The following is a 19,634-nucleotide window of genomic DNA, read 5'->3' on the forward strand; positions in this document are numbered from 1 at the left end:
ACTTAGTGAGTTTAAAGTCTTGCTAAAACCTCTTTTACCTCAGTCGATAACCGCTGGCGGTACAGATCCCATGTTAATCGTTCTGCCTGTTGACGCGCCGCTCGTCCCATAGCCTTCAACTCTTTAGGATGGCGGTAGCACCACTCTAGTTTTTCTTTAAGAGCATCATTATCACGAATGGGAACGATAAAACCTTCTACCCCATCGGTAATAATATCTGGTCCTGCGGTATTAGGAGTGGTAATAATGGGAATACCACAAGCCATAGCCTCTAGCAATACCAGTCCAAAACCTTCAACTAAAGAAGGAAATACAAAAACGTCGGCTGAATTATAGTATTGACTCAACTGTTGATGGGGAACGGAAGGAACGTGACGCACACCTTGCCAATCTCGATGTAAATAGCCTGGAGGAAATTCATCAACTCCCACCAATAATAACTCTGCATCTGGCAAATGTAGCTCCTGCCAAGCTGGTAGTAAATAATGGACTCCCTTACGCAAACCCACACGCCCAACAAATAAAGCGCGAAACTTGCTATGACTTTTGGGCTGTGGCTGAAAATAGTCTACGGGCGCACCATAGGGAATCACGCTGATTTTTGAGGCTGCAATTCCAATATCTAGCAGCGATCTTTTAGTCATTGAAGATGCTACAAAAATATGGTCTGCTAGTTGGACTTCTCTTTCTTTGCGCTCTAATTTCCAGGCGGGTTCCCTAACTACTTTTAGAGTAGTAGCCAAATTGGGAAACAGTTCTGCTTCTTCGGCTTGAATCTGCCTGCTCGTTTGATAAAAAGGAATTGGCAAGTCATACAAACAAAAGATATTTTGCTGATGAGCTGCTTGAAAGGTATCTGCTGCCCCATCTTCATAAGCATATACCGCATCGATTTCATGCAGATGATGTTGGGCAACAGTGCGATCTAATGTCGTATAGACCCGATCTATAGGACCAGAAATACCCATACCCAACGAGCGGCTCAGACCAGATTTAACCAATGCCATCCGCAGAATTTCTGCTTGGGGATAGCTATTTAGAGTCACGTTCTGCGGCGGAATCCAAGTTCGCCGTTCTAATTCGCGACAGAGTTGGTTTGAGCCATTGCCAGGTAGTTTTGCCAATAGGTTGGCAACTTTTCCCTGGGGATTATAGGCAAAAGAAGTCACAATTTCTTTGAGCCAGTTTACCTCTGCCAGAGCTATAGCTGCATGGCGGGAAAAAGGATTACTGGTGGGATGGATTAGTGAAATTCGCTTAGGCGCGATCGCAGTATTGAGCGACATAATAATTACGATTCCAAATTTTAATTCTTTCTAAGCAAGGATTACTGGTGGGATGGATCGGTGAAATTCGCTTCAGTGCGATCGCAGTATTGAGCGACATAATAATTATGTTTCCAAATTTCAATTCTTTCTAGGTGAGGTAACAAAAAAATAAAGCCGTTTAAAAACCAGTAATATAAATTGGTGACGTGATTGAAAACTATCTGTCCGATCGAGTTGATGACTAGAAATACCAGTATGCTATATCCCAAACGCCTCAAAAAAGGTCTATTCAACTTTTGGCAGACTCTCCACATAGCAACTAGCAAAACGATTTTTAAGCCGTACCACAAGACAAACCCAACCATACCCAACTCTAATGTTACTCTTCCTGGTTCTGCTTCGTAATAGACCCGAATAGCTTGTCCTTGTGGTAAGTGCAGCAAACTGCGAATGACTGCATTAGCCTGAAAAGTCGCTCCACTGCCATAGCCGTATGGTGTCAGCCCCATAAAGCGAAAGGGTTCGGTAAAAATATTTATAATTCTCGGTACGATGTCATCACTTTTAGCGGCGCGGGCTTCAAACGTATTTACTGCTGTGGCGAATTTGATTGTGACGACTGCAAAAGCTGCAATCGCAGGAACGAGAAACTTTTTAAAAGAATTTATTAAATCGGTAATATTTTTAGATGCTTCTAGATAAAAGTATCCAGCTAATAACAAAATACTTAAGATAATCAAAGCCCGCGAACCCGTCATCAAGCTAGTAATTGCGATTAACATTATTTCAATAATAGTCAACCACTCCCATAATCGTGTTTGCCTTCTACTAATCATAGGAATTAACAAGCACAGACAGGTCATTAAGTATGTCGTATAGCCTCCAATATAGGAAAAAGTTCCAGTTACTCTAACCGCGCCTCCCGACAGAGCTATTTCTTGTTCCATATCTGCCGCATAGACGTTTAGTGGACTACTAGGAGGGCTAAAGTATTGAGCGATCGCTAGTAAGCCCACGGGAATGAGTAACAACAAGTAAGCTCGCAAATATTTATATAATTCTTCTTCAGAAGCAAATAGAGAAGGCAGCATCCACATTAGGGGAACGTAAATCAAATAATTCCTGATGCCAAAAAAACCTATAATAGGCGAACCTAAAGCAGGATTGAAGGCTTGAAATAAACACCAGATAGTAGTGATATATACGAACCCCTCAATAGTACGATTTTTGACCGCAAAGTGATGGTTTGAGCGAGAACCAGCAAAAAAATAGGATAAATAAGCCCCAATGAGAATAAAGTCTTTAAGAAAGTAAATTAATTGACTGGCTTGAGGTAAGCCCCATTTACGTAATGCTCCTTCAATGACTACTATGACTAGTGCTGTTTTCACCGACAAACGCCAGTTTTGTGCTGCCAAACAAATTACGACAGAAGCTCCTAAAAAACCGATAATTAATAAGTCCAAAACAAAGTCTCCAATGACAAATAAGTTTCGTTTATGTTCTGCATTGAATGAGTTTAACCAACCGCCTGCTCGAAAACTCGTAAATAGGCTTGTGCCACTTCAGTTTGTTGGTGACGCGACAAGTGGACTTCAGAGTCTTGTCGATAGAGAGATAGGCGACTGGGATCTTTTAGCAATTCCGCTAATCTTTGAGTTAAAGCCGAGACATTGCCATTGGGGAAAGTAATTCCACATTGACCGATAGCATCCTTTAAGCCTCCTCCTTCCGAGCCAACTACAACACAACCACAAGCAATTCCTTCTAATGCCACGATGCCAAAAGGTTCGTGCCACAGGGAGGGAACGACCATAATTTGATGGGCATTTAGTAACTCGACTAACTCTCGTCCAGTTTTTACGCCAACAAAATTAACTTGCTCTAATATGTTTAAATCTCGTGCCTGTCTTCGGAGATTATTTTCTTCTGCTCCCTTGCCAATAATTGTTAATTTGGGATACAACCCATACTCTTTAAGATTGGCTAGAGCCTGTAGCAGTAGACCTACTCCTTTATCAGAAACCAAACGCCCCAAAAATATTAATTCGCGATCGCGCTTTATCTCTGGTATTAGTTTAAAAGTATCGGCTCGGTAGGAATTGGGAATTACTGAAGATTTAACGGGAAGATGGCTCGCTATGGCATGACTGACAGAGACATTAGTGGCAAACAGACTCACCAAATTTTTGAGATAGTCTTGCCAACTCTTGCTGCCATTGGCACGACGATACCAAGTATGATGGCTGGCAACATAAGGTTTGCGTATGGCGAGTAAGGGCATAATTCCTTTAAGACTGATACAGCCTTGAAAGTAGACATCACACCAGCGCATTAAATTTATTAAATCTCTCGTTTTTGGTTGGCGAATTACTTCAAAAGTAAATTGCTCTGCATCCCTGTTTGGTGTCAGGGAAACCAATTTTACTAAGTGTCCCTGCTGGCTAAATTCGGTTGCCAGAGTTGCAACAATTGTTTCTATACCACCGACATTGGGATAAAAAGATGGCGAATAAATTAAAATCTTCATTATCTTCTAAATGTTAACTATGGTTTCTTTCGATAATGAATTTCGTATTTTTGTAGTCAGCCCACCTGCTACGCTAAATCTATATTAAAACTGGCAATTATAGACTGTGGCATAGGCTCATTTGAGAGGCAAAAACCTGGGCTTGAGAAGCTAAATTGTGAGTTTGATACCAGCCATAGGCGCGATCGGCTATAGCCTGTAATTCATTCATTCCTCCTTGAAGTTCGAGCGAGCAATTGGCTACTAAATAATGTCTTCCCGATTTTATGCCATCAATTTCTAAATGGCTACCTTTGGCATTGAAGGGTACTAATCCATAAGCACAGTAAGCCGCAAAGATACCAGATTTTGCCAAATATTCGGGATTATAATCTAAAAATCCGCCACGTGATTTTAAGAAAATTCGATTTATTTCATCTTTGGGCAGTTTGCCCTTCTCTATTATTGGAATGCCATTGAGATCGCTCAAAGATAATCCAGTAGGAGTGCCAATATCGATAATTTGCTCGATACCTAAAATTTGACAAACGAGGCTAATTTTAGAGTGAGATTCTAAATAGGCTTTTTTACGATTATTTCTACCACCGAAGACAACCAGCCAAGGCTGACGTTCCGATAGACGAGATAGTTGCCTGGCTTCACCAATGTTAGAAAAAACGGGTAGTGCTGGAATATCTAAATGTTTACCCCGACTCAAGCCGTTCAAAATTTGACTGTAGAGCTTTTTATTAGTTAAAACGCGATCGCTCAATTGCACGAGCCTGGCAGCCAATTTTTTTTGCAGCCAAAATAGCCAAAAAGCACTCGTCCATGGTGGTTCTCCTGCGGCATAAACTTCATGAAACATGGTTACTAGCTGGCTTTTAGGACTAAAATCGCGCCAGTTTTGTAAACCATTTACCAACCAAGTCGGACAGCCTCTTTTGGCATAACCATAACCAACGTAGTGCAGTAAAATTGCCTCTGCTTGCTTTTGGGATAGCGCGAACGATAAAGATTTAGCAGTAGAAGATGTTAACTTGCTAATCGAAAAACCTTCAAGAGTATTTGCTCCAGTCCAAGTGCGATCGCCAACGATAAAATGGGTATCGATCTCGCGATCCTGGCGAAGTTTCCGAGCTAAGTTAAGAGCATAATCTCCAACACCATCAGTTGCTGGAGGAACGCGAGGAACGATTTGAATTATTTTAGCGATCGCCATACCTATCTATTTTTGCTGTAATTTTTCGAGCGACTCGATCGCCTATCTAATAGCTAAATCGAAGATTTTTAGCAACTTTTAATCTAAGTTAAAAAATGATTTGCCAAGGGTAATATCTCTAAAACTCTAGTTTTCTATCCAAAGGCGGTTTGACTAACAACATATTTTCTAAAAATAGCCAAAGCTTGAGCAAAGCAAAAGTTGCACCTGCGCCGCGATATTTTAAGATACCTGGTATGATTTCTAAAATTAAATCTTTTAAAAAAGCTCTAAGATAATATACTTTGTTGAGTCTATTTGATTCTTCAGGATGTATGGACAAATAAATTAATGTCGATTTTTGATGCTGTTTTAATTTCTGCCATTCTCCCATTTTTCTCCAAGGATGACAAACAGAGGCACTATTAACAAAAAATGATTTATATCCTTCTTTTGTTAACCTGTAGTTTAGATCGACATCTTCCATTGCTGCATAAGGAAATCGCTCGTCAAAACCATCAATCGACTCAAATAGTCTTCTTTCGATGGCAAAGTTACACGACCATAAATATCCTCCTGTCTCGTTAATAGGAGAGACTTCAGATAAACTTTTTTTAGGACGATTTACATAAGTTCTGCCTTCAAAAACTTGATAATTAGATTCATCAACTATAGCTTTAGCATAAGCTTCTAGCCAGTGGCGATCGGGCAAACAATCGTCATCCGTAAATACTAACCATTTTCCTCTAGCATATTTAGCTCCGTTATTACGATTGGCTGCTGGACCTTTGCGAGAACCTGAAACCCATTTTGCCCACGGATATCGCTCGCGAATTAGCCCCTCGGCAGTAGTATTAAAACCGTCGTCAGTTACAATTACTTCATAGCTTTCGGTTGATAATGTTTGAACATTAGGAGCCAAGCAATCCAAACATTTTGCTAATAAATCATTGCGCTGATAGGTAGGAATAATAACTGAAAATAAAGGAATTATCGTTGGATTCATAGTTTGTATATAGCTAAACTTTTAAATTGCTTAACTGCTGCTCGAATTTGGCTGTAGCATATTCGTAAAGTTTTAAGTCTAAAACGTGGGACTGATGAAGAGATTCCAAAACATTTGCATCGAGATCTTCAATTTTACTTTTTACTAAAGTTTTCTTTTCTAGATAATCTCGATCTTTTACTTGCTTCCAGTCAAAATAGTTTTGAAAGCAACACAATGATTCATCAAATCTTTCTTTAATTCCAATAACTTTATAACATTTATCTAAATTTTCTATTGCTTTGTCCAACAGTTTTTCGGAATTGCCAATTATTTTGTCATATCCATAACCAGCAATAAACCTAGTTTGTAAATTATCTCTATACTTTAGTTTAAAAAAATCCTGTAATGGCAAATTCTCAACTAGTGCATGGTCGGGATGAGTATAAGTAGAATATTTTGACTGTTTGATAAAAAAGTATTCTGAAATGGCTCTTTGAATTGGATCTCTGAAAAAAGTTATATATATAGGTCTGCAGGCAATATAACGATGAATACCAAACCTAATATGTCCCTGGATAATTTTAATTTTTCTCTTATTTAGTTTAGTAATTAAAGCTAGCCTACCTTTACCTTCATAAATTTCTCTAGCATCAAAATTGGGATCGATTGAATGTTTTCTAAAAGAAGTGCCACTAGTTTTAGGAATATGAGTAAAAATAATAGTACCGTTCATTTCTATTTATAATAAACTGCAAATTAATTCGTATAGTGCTTTTTTATTGCAAATCTTAACTTGCAAACATAAAATTACATTTGTTTTAATGCTATTTTAAAACCTACTACAATATCAGCATTAATTTTTTTTGTCTTTTCGACCGCGATCTAGTTTGTTTATTAATAATTCATGGTTTGCTTGGAATATTCCCTTTTAAAAAGTAATCAGCTTTATTTAGTAATTCAGATAATTTTTTAATAGGAATTAATAAATTTTGTTGTCTGGCAGCATAGTCATCAGATTCATCTACACTTTGTTCTACTTCACCGATCGCATAATAGTAGTCTAAGTTGAGAATATTGCACAGACCCCAATAGGTTAATTTGACATAGTCTTGAGGAAAGATTTCAATTACCTTCGTTCCTTCTCGGCAAAATACAACATTAGTCAATCCAGCACCATGAACTGCTACTACAGCCGATGCAGAATTTAGCAGTTTTGCCTGTTCGGCAATGGAAAATTCAGCCAAGTCAACAGTCTCAAAACCATGTTCGGTCAAAAATTCAATGACTTCTGGTTCGTTGAGAACTTTTCTTATTGAGGTTTTACGGGTAATATAAATTTTTCTACTTTTTGGAGTAGGAGAAGCAAAAGCAGTTGACGGCAAAAAGAGTTTTCTGACAAAGTCACAAGCCCAACGGGGAACGTTTCCCGTAAAACTGCCATATTTTTTATAGCGTAAAACATCTTCTGACGTTGGCTCTGCTGGCAAACAAAGACCATGGGGAATTACTAGATGCTCTACCTTGGCATGAAATTGCCAATCTGCAAGAATTATTTTTTCTTGAGAGATATTTAAAGCATTAAGTGTTTCTAAATGGAATTTAGTATGACAATTTTTACTTAAAATAAAACGATCTATGGAATTTAAATCGACTCCTCCAGCCTCTAATAAATGAAAACGAGGCAAAGTATTCAACATCCAATGAAAATAGCTATGGCTTCCAGGTGCCGACAAGACAGCTACCTTACCTTTTATCTCTGACAAAGGCGGCAATCGCCACTGTAAAAATACCGAATGGTCGTAACCCTGAGTAGGATCGACATAAAATTCACCTGGAGAATCTACTACCAACTTATTATCTGGAGTAATTACTGCCCCATTAGGTCCCCATAATTTAAATCCATCGGTTGTTTTAGCTTCAATTAGAGATACAGAAGCACTCTCAAATGAATAGTTAACATTACTAATTGCAAAATTTTTATGAATGGTCGATTCAATAGTTTTTGGCTGCGAGCGAAAAATTTTATGTCGTGAGTAAATTTCTTGGCAATTTACTGTTGTATTGTCGTCAGTCTGAATTTGTTGAATCCAATCGATAAACGAAGCATAAAAGCCCGATGGTAAACCAATACTATTTCTGACTCCTGGTATAGAGTGATATAGCTTTACCAAAGAATTACGAGTAGAGCCAATTAAAGGAGAAAACGTCTGATTCATAAAAATTAAAGTATAAAATTAAATAACTAACTTTTTGTCGATCGCTAAGTAGATTGTCGTTTGATATATTTCAATTTTTCCGTCATATTTAGATATTTTTTGAATACCATCTTTTAGAAGTCTATATATATCGTAGCGGTCGCCTAAAAGATCGAAAAAATCTTTCATAAACACTTTAGCAATAGCATTAACATTGCCAAATTCAAACTGTATTATTTCGATCTTGTTATTTTGCAAAGCATGTTTAGCACCCTGTAAAATACTAAATTCATGTCCTTCTACATCTATTTTCAGGTAATGGATTTTAGAAATTTGTTTTTTTTCAACAAAATCGTCTATAGTAGTTAGCTCGATTTCCAATCGCTCTTTGTCAAATTTTGGCTCGTATAAAGCATCAGTTGTATACAAAGAGGAAAGAGTTGAAATTTCATTGTTTTGAAAAAAAGTTTTTTTACCTTTAGTATCGCTAAAACCATAGTTATAGACTGCGACATTAGAGCTTTTTATATTTTCTTTGAAGTTTGTATATGCTTCCTTTTGAGGCTCGAAAGCAAAAATTTTTAACTTACGTTTGATTTTTTTTAATCCCGACAAAACAGCCTTGGTAAATTCCCCCTGATTAGCTCCAACATCAAATACTATTACAAATTCTTCCTCTTGAAATTTTTCTAGGATTAAAGAAATAGCAAAAAGTTCACCGCTAGTTTTTACATCAGTAGGCGAACCAATATTCATTCCATACAAAGAAATGAAATGCAGTTTTTCAAATAGAGGCTGAAAAGCTTTTTTGCCATACACCACATTATTAACGAGACTTTTTATCATTTTTTATTTTTCTCAGTAATTGTATTGTTTTTTGGCGTTATTACTTAAGCTTTTAATAAACTCATAGAGTCTTTGACTAACTCGCTGTTTTTCAAATTTTTCTTCGAGAACTTTAAAAGCAGTAGCCGCATATTTTTGATTTAGCTGCTGATTTGATATTTGTTCTAGAAGATATTTTTTAACTTCTGATACTTTATTAGTTTCGCAAACCAAACCGCAATCATGTTTTTTAATAAAATTATTGCAGGCTGAATAATTAGGTCCACTAGCAAAAATTGGTGTTCCAGATGCCATATAGTCAGTAATTTTGGTTTGTACCGAACTATTAGTCATATACTTATGCTCTGGCAAAAATGAGGAAGCAACTAATAGTAAATTTCCTTGTTGTAGGCACTGATTTAACTGTTCGTAAGGAATAAAGCCACCTTTTGTTACTTGCCATTTGTGCCAACTATCCTGGTACTGCTGCCAGAATTTTTCAGAAGTATGAAGAACGAGTTCGATATCTTTTCCTTCTTGCCTCAAATGATAGATTGCTTCGGCTATAACGGCTATGGCATCGTAGTGCATAGCGAAAATTGAACCTGCATAAAGTACTTTAAATGTAGTTGCTTGCGAAATCTCAAAGTCGGGCGTTTGTTTATCGGATAAATCGACGGGATTGTGTACGATCTCCGACTGCTGGGGTACGATTTGATATCGCTTGGACAAACTATCTTGAAGTTGCTCGCTAATCATTAGCCAACCAGTCGATTCAGCTAACAGCCAATCAGAAAGCTTCTGTACTCCGCTAGATAACCATGATGTGCGATCGGTTGCGATCCAGTCATCCATAAAGTAAATCGCAAATGGGCAATCGAAATACATAGCTACTTTATAGCCCATCAGCAGACAGCGAGTCGTAATCGGACAAATTAAGATTACTTCTGGTCTAAAATCTTCAAGACTTTCTCGATTTTCAATTGGCAACCAATCGAGTAACTGTAAATTAATGGCTGTAATTAGAGGATTGATAAATTTACCAAGACGATTGCGAACGGGTGGTAAAAAAGACCCTTTAAAAGAGTTAGAACGCGAGGCAAGTCGAGTAGATGTCGGTTCGTTTTTTAGTTGCTCGGCAGGAGCATAAACCATGAGGCGATCGCGAGGATAATTCTCAAATAGATTAGCCAGCGTTCGGTTCGCTCCTCTGCTATCTTCACTTAATGTTGCTTCGCTGACTATTAAAAGCCGAGGTAGATCGTTCATAAATTTTGTTTATGCTGGTTGTATTTATGCTTTGGCATACTGAAGTCTGCTCGACCAACCCGTAACAATTTCAGCAAAAATTGTATCTAAAGGCTTGGTAATCGACCAGTTGGGATAGTGGTCTTTGATTTTCCTCAAATCGCTGTAGTAACAAATGTGATCGCCTTCGCGATTTAAGGCTAAATATTCGTACTGCATTTTTTTATTGGTAAGGCTTTCTACCATAGCAAAGGCTTCTAAAATCGAACAGGTATTGTCTTTGCCACCACCTAAGTTATAGACTTCTCCACTACGAGGATTGGCGATAAATTCTTCAATAAAACGAGCGACATCATAAGAGTGAATGTTGTCTCTCACCTGTTTTCCCTTGTAGCCAAAGATTTTATAGGTACGACCTTCTAAATTAGATTTGACTAAATAGCTTAAGAAACCGTGAAGCTCTACGCCACTATGATTGGGACCTGTAAGACAGCCACCACGCAAACAGCAGGTTTTAAGCCCAAAGTAGCGACCGTACTCTTGCACCATAATATCTGCCGCTACTTTTGAGGCTCCAAACAGTGAATGTTTGGACTGGTCGATGCGAAAAGTTTCGGGAATACCCTGTTCGTAAGTGGGATCGCTATAGCACCAACGAGTTTCTGTCTCGTTCATAGAAATTTCATTGGGAGCATCGCCATAGACTTTGTTAGTAGACAAATGTACGAAGGGAATGTCAGGAACGAATCTACGAGTTGCTTCGAGTAAATTTAAAGTACCTACGGCATTAGTATCAAAGTCATCATAAGGGATCGCCGCAGCGCGGTCGTGACTGGGTTGGGCGGCAGTGTGGACGATCGCATCGGGACGCAAGCTTTCAAATAACTCTAGAATACCTTGGCGATCGCGAATATCTAGTTCGTGATGGGTGAAATTTTTAATAGACGATTGTAATCTCTGTTGATTCCAGCGAGTATCTCCTTGAGAACCAAAAAAGACCGCTCTTTGATTATTATCAATACCGTGAATTGCCCATCCTTGACTGGCAAAGTAAATACAAACTTCCGAACCGATTAAACCTGAAGATCCAGTAACTAGTAGTTTTTTCATGTGATTTGCACCAATAAATTTCTAATTTTCAATCAATTCAGCATTAATACATGTATTCAATTTTGCAAAGCTTGTTGATATAGCCGAACATATCTTTGAACTTGAAGTTCGAGGGAATATTCTGAAAGCGCGATCGCCCGACAATTTTGACTCATACGTTCTCTTAAGAGATCGTCTTGAAGTAATTGCTTTATACCGTTACCAAAATCTCGTTCGTCTTCGGGAGTAGCTGAATAACCTGTGATGCCATGACGTACTAAATCCGGAACACCGCCAACTTTAAAAGATACCATCGGGGTACCGCAAGCCATGCTTTCTTGCAAAGTCAAAGGAAGATTATCAGCACGAGTGGGAAAGACAAATAACTCGGCAGCAGAATAGGCAATGGCTTTTAAGCGATCGCTACTGATGTAACCCAGATTGACAGTGGAAATGCCAATAGTTGATTCTATAGTTTCGCCACCGCTACCAATAGTTAGCAATACAGCTTCTTTTTTAAGCTCGGCAGGTAGGTTTTGCAAAGCTGTGATTAACAAATCTTTACCTTTGCGCGAATCTTTAAGGCTATCTGCGCCAAACATCAGCACTTTTTTAAATTTTGGAATTCCCAATACAGATTTACATTGTTCGGAATCTATTGGTTGGTAGACTTCGGTATCAATTCCATTAGGAATGTGATGTATCTCAAAGCGAGCGAGCATACTTTGTTTAGCTTGCTCTGACAGCCATTTGCTCGGAGTAACTATGACTAGATTAGAACGACTATATACCCAATTTTTAAGCTTCCATTCCCAGTTAGTATTATCTCTACGTATGGAGGGATAGCTATTTAAATAAGGACATTTGCCGCAACCGTGTTTCCAACGATCGCAATCATAGCTATAGATACAATGCCCCGTAAAACTCCACATATCGTGGAGAGTAAAAATAGCTGGTTTGTGTTTAGTTAAAGCAGGAACAGTTAGATAATTGAAATAACCAGTATGCAAATTATGAAAGTTAAGAATATCTGCATCTTGATAAAAGTTGTGCTGTGGAATATTGAAACTACCGATAACATTGAGATAGTTGAGTCCCAAAGGGCGAGTAAAACGAGATAATTGGTTGTCCCAACGCTGTTTTAGAGGAACTGTAGCGACGCGATCGCTTTTTGTTTGAGCTTTTCCTACTAGCAGACGAGAATCAATGCCGTGTTCTAGTAACTCTTGGTGAAGTCTATATCCTGCGATCGCAGCACCGCCAGTAATATCTGATTGATTGATATGCAGAACTTTCATGGTTAGAGTTTGTTGATAAATACAGCGAGCGCTTAAATTCTGTCAATTTTAGGTTTTAGAAAATGATGATTTCTATAAAATCGATTTATCTGTTTTATACCTGGAAGATATGGTTTAATTAAAGCTTTTATAGTAGTGTTCCATTGAATAGATATATTTAATTTAGTTTTTAAAATCCATAACAACTGCAATCCAACTAAAGTTTGTCTGCTACGTAAAAGATGATTGCTTAATTGATAAAATCTAGTTCCCCAAATCTTGGTTCCCGCAGGACGATTGACCAATAGATTCCAAAACGGTTTTAGGCACCTAAAATCTTGCTGTTGAAGCAAACCGCTTTTTCCGCGTTCGTCATACCACCACTTTTTGTAAGATTGCCTATCTATCAGTTCTAAATATGTCCACCATAGTCGTTCGTGAGCTTTTTCGTTCAAAGATGATAAATCTCGATCTTGCAAACATTGATTTATAGCTTTATAAGAAATTTGTTGGGAACACTGTAGCTGTTTTTTGCGTTTGAGCTTGGTAATAGCAGCAGAATTGTCTTGTCTGTAATGTAGGAGAACATCGGGAAGTGTTGCCAAACAAGAGTTACAACTTATCCGCCACCAAAGATCGTAATCTTCTGCATGAAGCATCTGCTCGTTATATCCTCCCAATTCTTTAAGGAGACTATTTCTAACTGTCATTGATGAATGCCACAAACAGTTATTAATTAAAAGCAAACTTTGTAAGCTGTCATGGTCTTCAGGTAAGTTTTGTTTGCTTAATACTTTACCCTGGCGATCGATAAATTCTATAGAAGATCCTACGGCTCCAACTTGTTGATGTGTATCTAAAAAGTTTACTTGTAGTTGTAAACGCTCTGGAAAGGAAATATCATCCGCGTCCTGTCGGGCAAGATATTTTCCTGTAGTTGCAGCTAATCCTTTATTTAAAGATTTTTCTAAACCAAGGTTTTCTTGATTCTGAACGAGGACAATGCGAGAATCTTTAATACTATACTCGTTAAGAATTTGCCAACTGCTATCTGTCGAACCATCATCCACAATAACAAATTCAAAGTCTTTGAAAGTTTGCTTTAGAATACTGTTTACAGCTTCTTTCAGATGAGTTTCCCCATTGTAAACACACATCAAAACACTGACTTTTGGAATTGGTTTATTCATAAAGCTATTTAATAATTAACAATATATTTTTAAATTGTTAAAGTAATTGTTTATATTTAATACAATTCGCGTGTATTTATTTTTATATATATAGTCGCTTATTCTTAGTTGTTTTCAAGGAAAAACCGTTTTTCTTAATGAATTTAGTTTGCGTAATGTTTTAATCTTTCCCAACCATAACCGAGCAGTAACTATGATAAAATATTTTCCAGAAATCAAACGATGTATTAATGCTTGGCAAAATATTATTTGACAATATAATTTTCTTGTTTTACTCTGAATTAAAAACGGAATAACTTTATCTAATAAAAAAGCAGTAGCAGCTTTAGATGAAACATAGACTCGACATTGATTAATAAAGCTTTCCGAAAGTCGATAATCAGATATTCTGCCAACGTGTTCTAAATTGGGATCGCCATTCCAAATAACAAGCGGTTTTTGTATAAAAGAAAAAATTGCTCCTGCGGCTTCCAGTCGCAGACAAAAATCCCAATCTTGATGTTTTCTCAAGCTTTCTCGAAAACGGGTAGCCAGTGCCAAAGATCTATGCATTAGTAAAGTGCTGGTTTGCGCTATACCTCGATCGCAGAACAAGTAATCTCCCAGAGATTCAGTTGATTTTTTACCTCGTTTAGGAAAGATAAAACGCTCGTCAAAAGAGGTAAAAGTAGATTCGGAAATACCAGATGCGCTATTAAAAACTTGAGTATAACTTATTATTTTTTCTGGACAATCAAATTTTTGAATCGCAGCAAGTTGCAGTTCTAGTTTGTTAGCAACCCAAGCATCATCTGAATCTAAAAAAGCAATATATTCTCCTTTAGCTGCTTCAATACCCATATTACGTGCTGCTGCACCTCCTTTATTTGTTGAATGGCAAAAATAACGAATTCTAGAATCGTTTATACTGCTAACAACTGTTTCGGTATTATCTGTAGAGCGATCGTCAACTATGATAATTTCTAAATTTTGATGCGTTTGTTTTAGTACGCTATTTACTGTCTGACTGAGTATATTGGCGCGGTTATAAGTAGGAATAACCACGCTAACAATAATATTTTCTAATTCTTTTTTGCTGTAATTCATTTTTTTATAGATTAAACATAAAAAATAAAAAAATATTATGAGTTTTTTTCAATCCTTAAATGCTCAGTAATTTTAGATCTAAATTTTCTGTAAATCCCTTTAAAACCTAAATGTTTAATATCCAACCATTTATTCCATAAGTTCCACCAAAATTCGTTATCAAAATTAGTCTGTTGAGTATAGCCCAACATTTCCAAATAATTTCCAGCAATCCAGTTGAATCTTGTGTGCAGGCTTCGATCCCAGTTGCTATATCGAACTAAAGGATTAAACTTTTGGCTTTTTTCTACTTTGTTCCAATGCACTTTTCCTGTCTTTTCTTTTAGTTCTGAAGAACCTCTAATTGGTAAATTCAATGCTTTTTCAAAATCATAATTTTCTGCATTCAAGTCCAAGAAAGAAAAAATTTTGTTTAATTCTTGTTCTGTGTTAGTGAAAATTTCTTCGTATTTAACTATTAAATATTTGCGATTTAGTTTATCAAATTCAGACTTGGCTTGAATGATGGTACGAGCAGCTTCTGCCCAGGCTCTCATTTCATACTCATAACCTCTGTTGAAGGTTTTTACACTCGATTCAACTACTGCACGTCCATCACGAACTATAATAAGTAAAGGAGAATTAGGAAAAAAATGAAAAAAGTGAGATAGATTTTTAACGCTAGGAGTTTTAGTTATTCTTCTTTTAGTGGATTTTGTAAAATCATTCAAATTCTCTGTTTTATTTTTATAGTCAATTAAATCACTTTTAGTTCCCTGAGAATTTAAAAAAGTAGATAGAGTATTGCCAAAAGATTCATATATTTTTTCTGGTGAACCTACAATTTTATCTATCTCCCAATATCGCAAATGGCGATCGAGGGAATTAGCAAATTTAATTAATAAATCGGCGTAAGCCATAAAAAAATCTTCTGGAATTAGTGTGGCATCACAATCTGGATGTAGAGCCAACAGATCGCTAACAAAGTTTGTGCCACTTCTTTGACTGATTCCTAAGATGAAAATTGGTTCATTTCTCGATGTGGATGTAGTATCTTTTTTAGCTTCAATTAGCATTTCTTAAATCTCCTATTACTTTCAGTATGAATAAATTTGATAGAGTTGATATCCAATTTTCGACCAGTCATACTTTTGAGCAAGTGCATAAGCTTGAGTACACATTTCCTCCCATTCTTCATCGGTAGTAGCTAAGGCATTATTAATCGTGGCTAAGAGATTGCAATCTTTGTCATAGCAATAACCCTGTTTTTTATTACTAATAAGTTCGGGAATACTTCCTTTTTGAGGAGCAATAACAGGTCGAGCAAATGATAATGCCAACAAAACCGAACCAGAGTTAAGTATTTTTTGATATGGTAAGACGACCCAGTCGCAAGCATTCATGTATATTTGTATATCCTCATCTGGAATATATTCGAGTCGAAGCTGAATTTTGGGATTTTTCCGAGCAGCTTGCTCGATTTCTGCACACAAATCGCGATCGAAAGGAATTCCCGCTATTAATAAAATCACATTTGGGTTTTCAATTTGATTAAATGCAGCGATTAAATTATTTATTCCTTTATAATGTCTCACCATCCCAAAATACAGTATTACTTTGCGCTTCGGAGCAATACCTAATCTGAGTCGAGCATCCGATCTACTAACTTGATTGGGATAAGAACCAATATAGTTACCATGGGGAATTATGTGAACTTGTTTTGTTCGTCCATACATATGCGCAAATTCTTTTCGACTATACTCGCTCATTACAATAATGTCACTACAAATGCGACTTAAAAACCAACGCAAAATATGTTCGAGAACTGGAAAATTGTTGTTATGTGTATGAGTATTATGAACAGTCCAAACTATTTTGTTGCCAAGGAGCCTAAGAGTAATAAGATTACGAATAGTTATAAGAAAATATATTAAAGTTTTATATTTATTTTTTGAGTCAAAAAAGCATAATACTCTAACCCAATGAAGATGAATAATCTTATTGTGATGTTTCTCTAATAAAAGCTCAAAAAAACTACATAAAATTGAAAAAGCGTTAATCTGCACATTATAATCATTGAGAGAAGACCATAAACAAGTCAAATATTTATTTTCATTTGATTGTAGGCGAGGTGTAAGAACTTCGATTTTAAGTTTAGAATTAACCATTTTACATTGTTTTTGTTTGATAGAAATAAAATATATTTTTATTTTATTTACCGTGCAATAAATAATTGACTTTTGTTTTAAACTATAACTATTAAATTAATACATGTAAAAACACGAAACAAGCTATTTGTTTAATGTTGCAACGTCAAACACTAAGGTTTTAATCTTGACTCAATTTTAGAGTTGTAACCATGGTTATTTCATTCTAGTTTTGAGCAATAAATTTAGGTGCTTTAAGACACCGATAAACAAATACTAATGAAACTTAAAATAACGTATTTCCGTGAATGCATAAAATGTCGTAATTTAGAATAAAATAGCTGTACTTGGTTTGCTATCACAAGCTCTTAATTTGTTTCTGGACAACTTCTAAATGTTTTAAAATATAGGACTTTTGTTCTGAAGAAAATAATTTATTAAATTTTTGTCCATTTTTGTTATCAATAGCTTCTCCTACTGATATTTTCCAAGGCTCATTTTCTAAAACTATTTTTTTGGTAGCTATTGTATAGTTTTCTAGCATTGCTTCATCAAAAGAAATGTTTATGAAGTCACAAATTTTATCAAGAACTAAGGCAGGATTATGTACCAACTGTTCATATTGAACTAAAACATGATTGAGTTTGTCTTGACAACTAAGGCTGATTTGTACATCTTGTTTCCATTGATTAATGCACTTATCTATACTCCAGGGTTCATGCCAAGTCTGTGGATATTTACGACTTACTTCATATAGAGAAGATATTACATCTGTACCATTACGAATTATATGAATAAATTTGACTTCTTTAATGTATTTTTCAATGTAGTCAACATAGCGTACATGACCTGGAGTTTTTTCAATCCAAATACTTTTTTCCTGTTGTTGAGTTGTTGTATCTAAAACGTTCAAAAATGCTTGAATATGCTGATATTGAAAAATAGCAAATCGGGATAGGTATGAAAGCATATCTTCACGATCGATTTCTTTAAGAAATTCCTGAAATCTTATTCTAGCTTCAAGAGAAGCAATTCCTAATTTATAACGTTTTGTGTTGTGCTTCGGAATAAGATACCTAAAAAAATGAGATTCAGGAAAAGAAGCAACCTGTGGATGTGCGGTTAAAAGACTTTGTAGAAGTGTTGTTCCCGAACGTGGACATCCAACTAAAAAAAATCTTCTTTTTGACGAACTAAATATCTTCATTTATTGATTATTTGTCGATTTAATTTGTTTAAAAATATGACTAAAAATTGTAAATAATAAATATTAAATAAGCTATTTGTTAACTATGATTAGCTCAGTTATAAGCCATTTTTATTGCTAGCTTAAAAAGCGATCGCTATAATTGTAAATATCTAATTATATTTCTTCAGATATGCTCTAGTATTTTTTGTACCTTAAGATTAACCGATTCCCAAGAATATTTTGCTTTAACAAGCTCATAAGCAGAATCAACCAATTTTTGTCTCAAAAAAGAATTAGACCAAAGCTGACTAACTCCTGCCACAATATCTTCAGTTGTATTTCTAATCAATAAATGTTCTTCATCTTGCGCTGTTAAACCTTCTGCACCCTTAGAGGTACTTACCACTGGACGACCTGCAGCAAAGGCTTCTAAAATTTTGAAACGAGTTCCGCCTCCTTGGAGTAGAGGCACAACTGCTACACTCGCAGCAGCTAAATAAGGACGAATATCTGTAACTTTACCAGTTACTGTAATCCCAGGATTATTCTGTGCTGCTTGTTTCATCTGTTTAGTTGGTTCGCGACCGACTAACAGTAGATGGCAGTCTGAATAATTTTTCTGTAATTCAGGAAAAATTTGCTTTATTAGTATTTGGGCAGCTACAGCATTAGGTGTATAACTAAATGCACCAATAAAAATTATAGTATGAGGTGTAATTTGAAAGTTTTTAGGTAGAGGACAATTACCCAATTTTATAGTCTCATAGTCGGAAATATTAATTCCATTGGGAACTACTTGAGGGTGAGATTTTTTACCGTATAATTTTTGCATCAAAGCAGCATCATCATCACTACATACCCAAACTCGATCGACTTGACGGACAAAACTAGACTCAATAGCTTTAACTTTAGTTAGCAAAAAAGCCGATTCGATCTTGGATTTAATACCTCGAACCGAACCATATATTTGTTGTCTTAGAGATGCTTCTATATTATGAGTGTCGTATATAAAATAACATTTGTGTTTTTTCAGTCTTTTTAGATAAGGAAACAGCCAAAGTTCCTCAAAGACTATTATTTTAGGCTTGAATTTTCTTAATACATCTTCTAATTCTTGAGCTACTTTCTCTGAATAAAGTTTATTAGTCCAAGGATGCGTTTTAGGCTGTAAAAACCATAATTTATTTTTGATTTTTTGCCAACCAGAGTTTTTTTGAGGAATTTGTGATACACAGTAATTTTTACATAAGCTAACTTCAGGTGGATCGGGATACTTTGCATCATCTTTTGAATTATTCGCTTGGATAGAAATTACCCCTATTGAACCAAAATACAGCATAACATTTATATTTTGCCAATTGCGTAAAGCTGCTCCTCCCATGGGAGGATAAGGTAAATGACGAGTAATAAATAAAGTTTTCATAGATTGTTTATTCACTTGAG

The 19,634-nt window shown here is 36.1% G+C and carries 17 protein-coding genes; all 17 read right to left on the reverse strand.

The features are described from left to right. Window positions 1-11 precede the first annotated feature (11 nt). The 17 genes from KV40_RS07320 to KV40_RS07400 all read right to left on the reverse strand — a co-directional run bounded on the left by KV40_RS07320 (window position 12) and on the right by KV40_RS07400 (window position 19,614). A complete protein-coding gene (locus KV40_RS07320) occupies window positions 12-1,286 on the reverse strand; it encodes a glycosyltransferase family 4 protein (protein WP_216595558.1) in 1,275 nt (424 codons plus the stop codon). A 41-nt stretch (window positions 1,287-1,327) separates the two neighbouring features. Further along, window positions 1,328-2,734: a hypothetical protein gene (locus tag KV40_RS07325; RefSeq protein ID WP_036479473.1), complete on the reverse strand. Its 1,407-nt coding sequence runs from the start codon at window positions 2,732-2,734 to the stop codon at window positions 1,328-1,330. A 53-nt stretch (window positions 2,735-2,787) separates the two neighbouring features. Then, entirely contained in the window at window positions 2,788-3,798 is a 1,011-nt protein-coding gene (locus KV40_RS07330; RefSeq protein ID WP_036479474.1) for a glycosyltransferase family 4 protein, read from the reverse strand. A 97-nt stretch (window positions 3,799-3,895) separates the two neighbouring features. Beyond that, on the reverse strand, window positions 3,896-4,999 hold the full coding sequence (locus tag KV40_RS07335; protein ID WP_036479477.1) for a hypothetical protein: 1,104 nt from the start codon (window positions 4,997-4,999) through the stop codon (window positions 3,896-3,898). Window positions 5,000-5,117: 118 nt separating this feature from the next. Further along, window positions 5,118-5,984 carry a glycosyltransferase family 2 protein gene (locus KV40_RS07340; protein WP_036479479.1) on the reverse strand — a complete coding sequence of 289 codons (867 nt, stop codon included), beginning with the start codon at window positions 5,982-5,984 and terminating at the stop codon, window positions 5,118-5,120. A gap of 13 nt (window positions 5,985-5,997) precedes the next feature. Further along, complete coding sequence (locus KV40_RS07345) at window positions 5,998-6,699, reverse strand: sulfotransferase family 2 domain-containing protein (protein WP_036479481.1); 702 nt, start codon at window positions 6,697-6,699, stop codon at window positions 5,998-6,000. A 169-nt stretch (window positions 6,700-6,868) separates the two neighbouring features. Then, on the reverse strand, window positions 6,869-8,182 hold the full coding sequence (locus KV40_RS07350; RefSeq protein WP_036479483.1) for a DUF563 domain-containing protein: 1,314 nt from the start codon (window positions 8,180-8,182) through the stop codon (window positions 6,869-6,871). Between the two features lie 18 nt (window positions 8,183-8,200). Next, a complete protein-coding gene (locus KV40_RS07355; protein WP_081942799.1) occupies window positions 8,201-9,007 on the reverse strand; it encodes an FkbM family methyltransferase in 807 nt (268 codons plus the stop codon). Between the two features lie 12 nt (window positions 9,008-9,019). Then, window positions 9,020-10,255, reverse strand: coding sequence for a glycosyltransferase (locus tag KV40_RS07360; protein ID WP_052055446.1), 1,236 nt, complete (start codon window positions 10,253-10,255; stop codon window positions 9,020-9,022). Between the two features lie 24 nt (window positions 10,256-10,279). After that, window positions 10,280-11,344 carry an NAD-dependent epimerase/dehydratase family protein gene (locus KV40_RS07365; RefSeq protein WP_036479487.1) on the reverse strand — a complete coding sequence of 355 codons (1,065 nt, stop codon included), beginning with the start codon at window positions 11,342-11,344 and terminating at the stop codon, window positions 10,280-10,282. A 56-nt stretch (window positions 11,345-11,400) separates the two neighbouring features. After that, complete coding sequence (locus KV40_RS07370; RefSeq protein ID WP_036479489.1) at window positions 11,401-12,621, reverse strand: glycosyltransferase family 4 protein; 1,221 nt, start codon at window positions 12,619-12,621, stop codon at window positions 11,401-11,403. A 32-nt stretch (window positions 12,622-12,653) separates the two neighbouring features. After that, a complete protein-coding gene (locus KV40_RS31945; protein WP_052055447.1) occupies window positions 12,654-13,790 on the reverse strand; it encodes a glycosyltransferase family A protein in 1,137 nt (378 codons plus the stop codon). 114 nt (window positions 13,791-13,904) lie between these two features. Beyond that, window positions 13,905-14,876: a glycosyltransferase gene (locus tag KV40_RS07380; protein ID WP_036479491.1), complete on the reverse strand. Its 972-nt coding sequence runs from the start codon at window positions 14,874-14,876 to the stop codon at window positions 13,905-13,907. A 35-nt stretch (window positions 14,877-14,911) separates the two neighbouring features. Next, window positions 14,912-15,931, reverse strand: coding sequence for a sulfotransferase (locus KV40_RS07385; protein ID WP_036479493.1), 1,020 nt, complete (start codon window positions 15,929-15,931; stop codon window positions 14,912-14,914). A 21-nt stretch (window positions 15,932-15,952) separates the two neighbouring features. Further along, window positions 15,953-17,023, reverse strand: coding sequence for a glycosyltransferase (locus KV40_RS36925; protein ID WP_052055448.1), 1,071 nt, complete (start codon window positions 17,021-17,023; stop codon window positions 15,953-15,955). A 337-nt stretch (window positions 17,024-17,360) separates the two neighbouring features. Continuing rightward, entirely contained in the window at window positions 17,361-18,209 is an 849-nt protein-coding gene (locus KV40_RS07395; RefSeq protein ID WP_036479496.1) for a sulfotransferase, read from the reverse strand. Window positions 18,210-18,375: 166 nt separating this feature from the next. Next, complete coding sequence (locus tag KV40_RS07400) at window positions 18,376-19,614, reverse strand: glycosyltransferase family 4 protein (RefSeq protein ID WP_036479498.1); 1,239 nt, start codon at window positions 19,612-19,614, stop codon at window positions 18,376-18,378. Window positions 19,615-19,634: the final 20 nt, after the last annotated feature.

The sequence above is a fragment of the Myxosarcina sp. GI1 genome (assembly GCF_000756305.1).
Classification (GTDB): domain Bacteria; phylum Cyanobacteriota; class Cyanobacteriia; order Cyanobacteriales; family Xenococcaceae; genus Myxosarcina.

Bases quoted from the DNA above. Each gene is read 5' to 3' on its own strand.
- KV40_RS07320 (WP_216595558.1), bottom strand. From the start codon at position 1,286: ATGTCGCTCAATACTGCGATCGCGCCTAAGCGAATTTCACTAATCCAT.
- KV40_RS07330 (WP_036479474.1), bottom strand. From the start codon at position 3,798: ATGAAGATTTTAATTTATTCGCCATCTTTTTATCCCAATGTCGGTGGT.
- KV40_RS07335 (WP_036479477.1), bottom strand. From the start codon at position 4,999: ATGGCGATCGCTAAAATAATTCAAATCGTTCCTCGCGTTCCTCCAGCA.
- KV40_RS07340 (WP_036479479.1), bottom strand. From the start codon at position 5,984: ATGAATCCAACGATAATTCCTTTATTTTCAGTTATTATTCCTACCTAT.
- KV40_RS07345 (WP_036479481.1), bottom strand. From the start codon at position 6,699: ATGAACGGTACTATTATTTTTACTCATATTCCTAAAACTAGTGGCACT.
- KV40_RS07350 (WP_036479483.1), bottom strand. From the start codon at position 8,182: ATGAATCAGACGTTTTCTCCTTTAATTGGCTCTACTCGTAATTCTTTG.
- KV40_RS07355 (WP_081942799.1), bottom strand. From the start codon at position 9,007: ATGATAAAAAGTCTCGTTAATAATGTGGTGTATGGCAAAAAAGCTTTT.
- KV40_RS07360 (WP_052055446.1), bottom strand. From the start codon at position 10,255: ATGAACGATCTACCTCGGCTTTTAATAGTCAGCGAAGCAACATTAAGT.
- KV40_RS07365 (WP_036479487.1), bottom strand. From the start codon at position 11,344: ATGAAAAAACTACTAGTTACTGGATCTTCAGGTTTAATCGGTTCGGAA.
- KV40_RS07370 (WP_036479489.1), bottom strand. From the start codon at position 12,621: ATGAAAGTTCTGCATATCAATCAATCAGATATTACTGGCGGTGCTGCG.
- KV40_RS31945 (WP_052055447.1), bottom strand. From the start codon at position 13,790: ATGAATAAACCAATTCCAAAAGTCAGTGTTTTGATGTGTGTTTACAAT.
- KV40_RS07380 (WP_036479491.1), bottom strand. From the start codon at position 14,876: ATGAATTACAGCAAAAAAGAATTAGAAAATATTATTGTTAGCGTGGTT.
- KV40_RS07385 (WP_036479493.1), bottom strand. From the start codon at position 15,931: ATGCTAATTGAAGCTAAAAAAGATACTACATCCACATCGAGAAATGAA.
- KV40_RS36925 (WP_052055448.1), bottom strand. From the start codon at position 17,023: ATGGTTAATTCTAAACTTAAAATCGAAGTTCTTACACCTCGCCTACAA.
- KV40_RS07395 (WP_036479496.1), bottom strand. From the start codon at position 18,209: ATGAAGATATTTAGTTCGTCAAAAAGAAGATTTTTTTTAGTTGGATGT.
- KV40_RS07400 (WP_036479498.1), bottom strand. From the start codon at position 19,614: ATGAAAACTTTATTTATTACTCGTCATTTACCTTATCCTCCCATGGGA.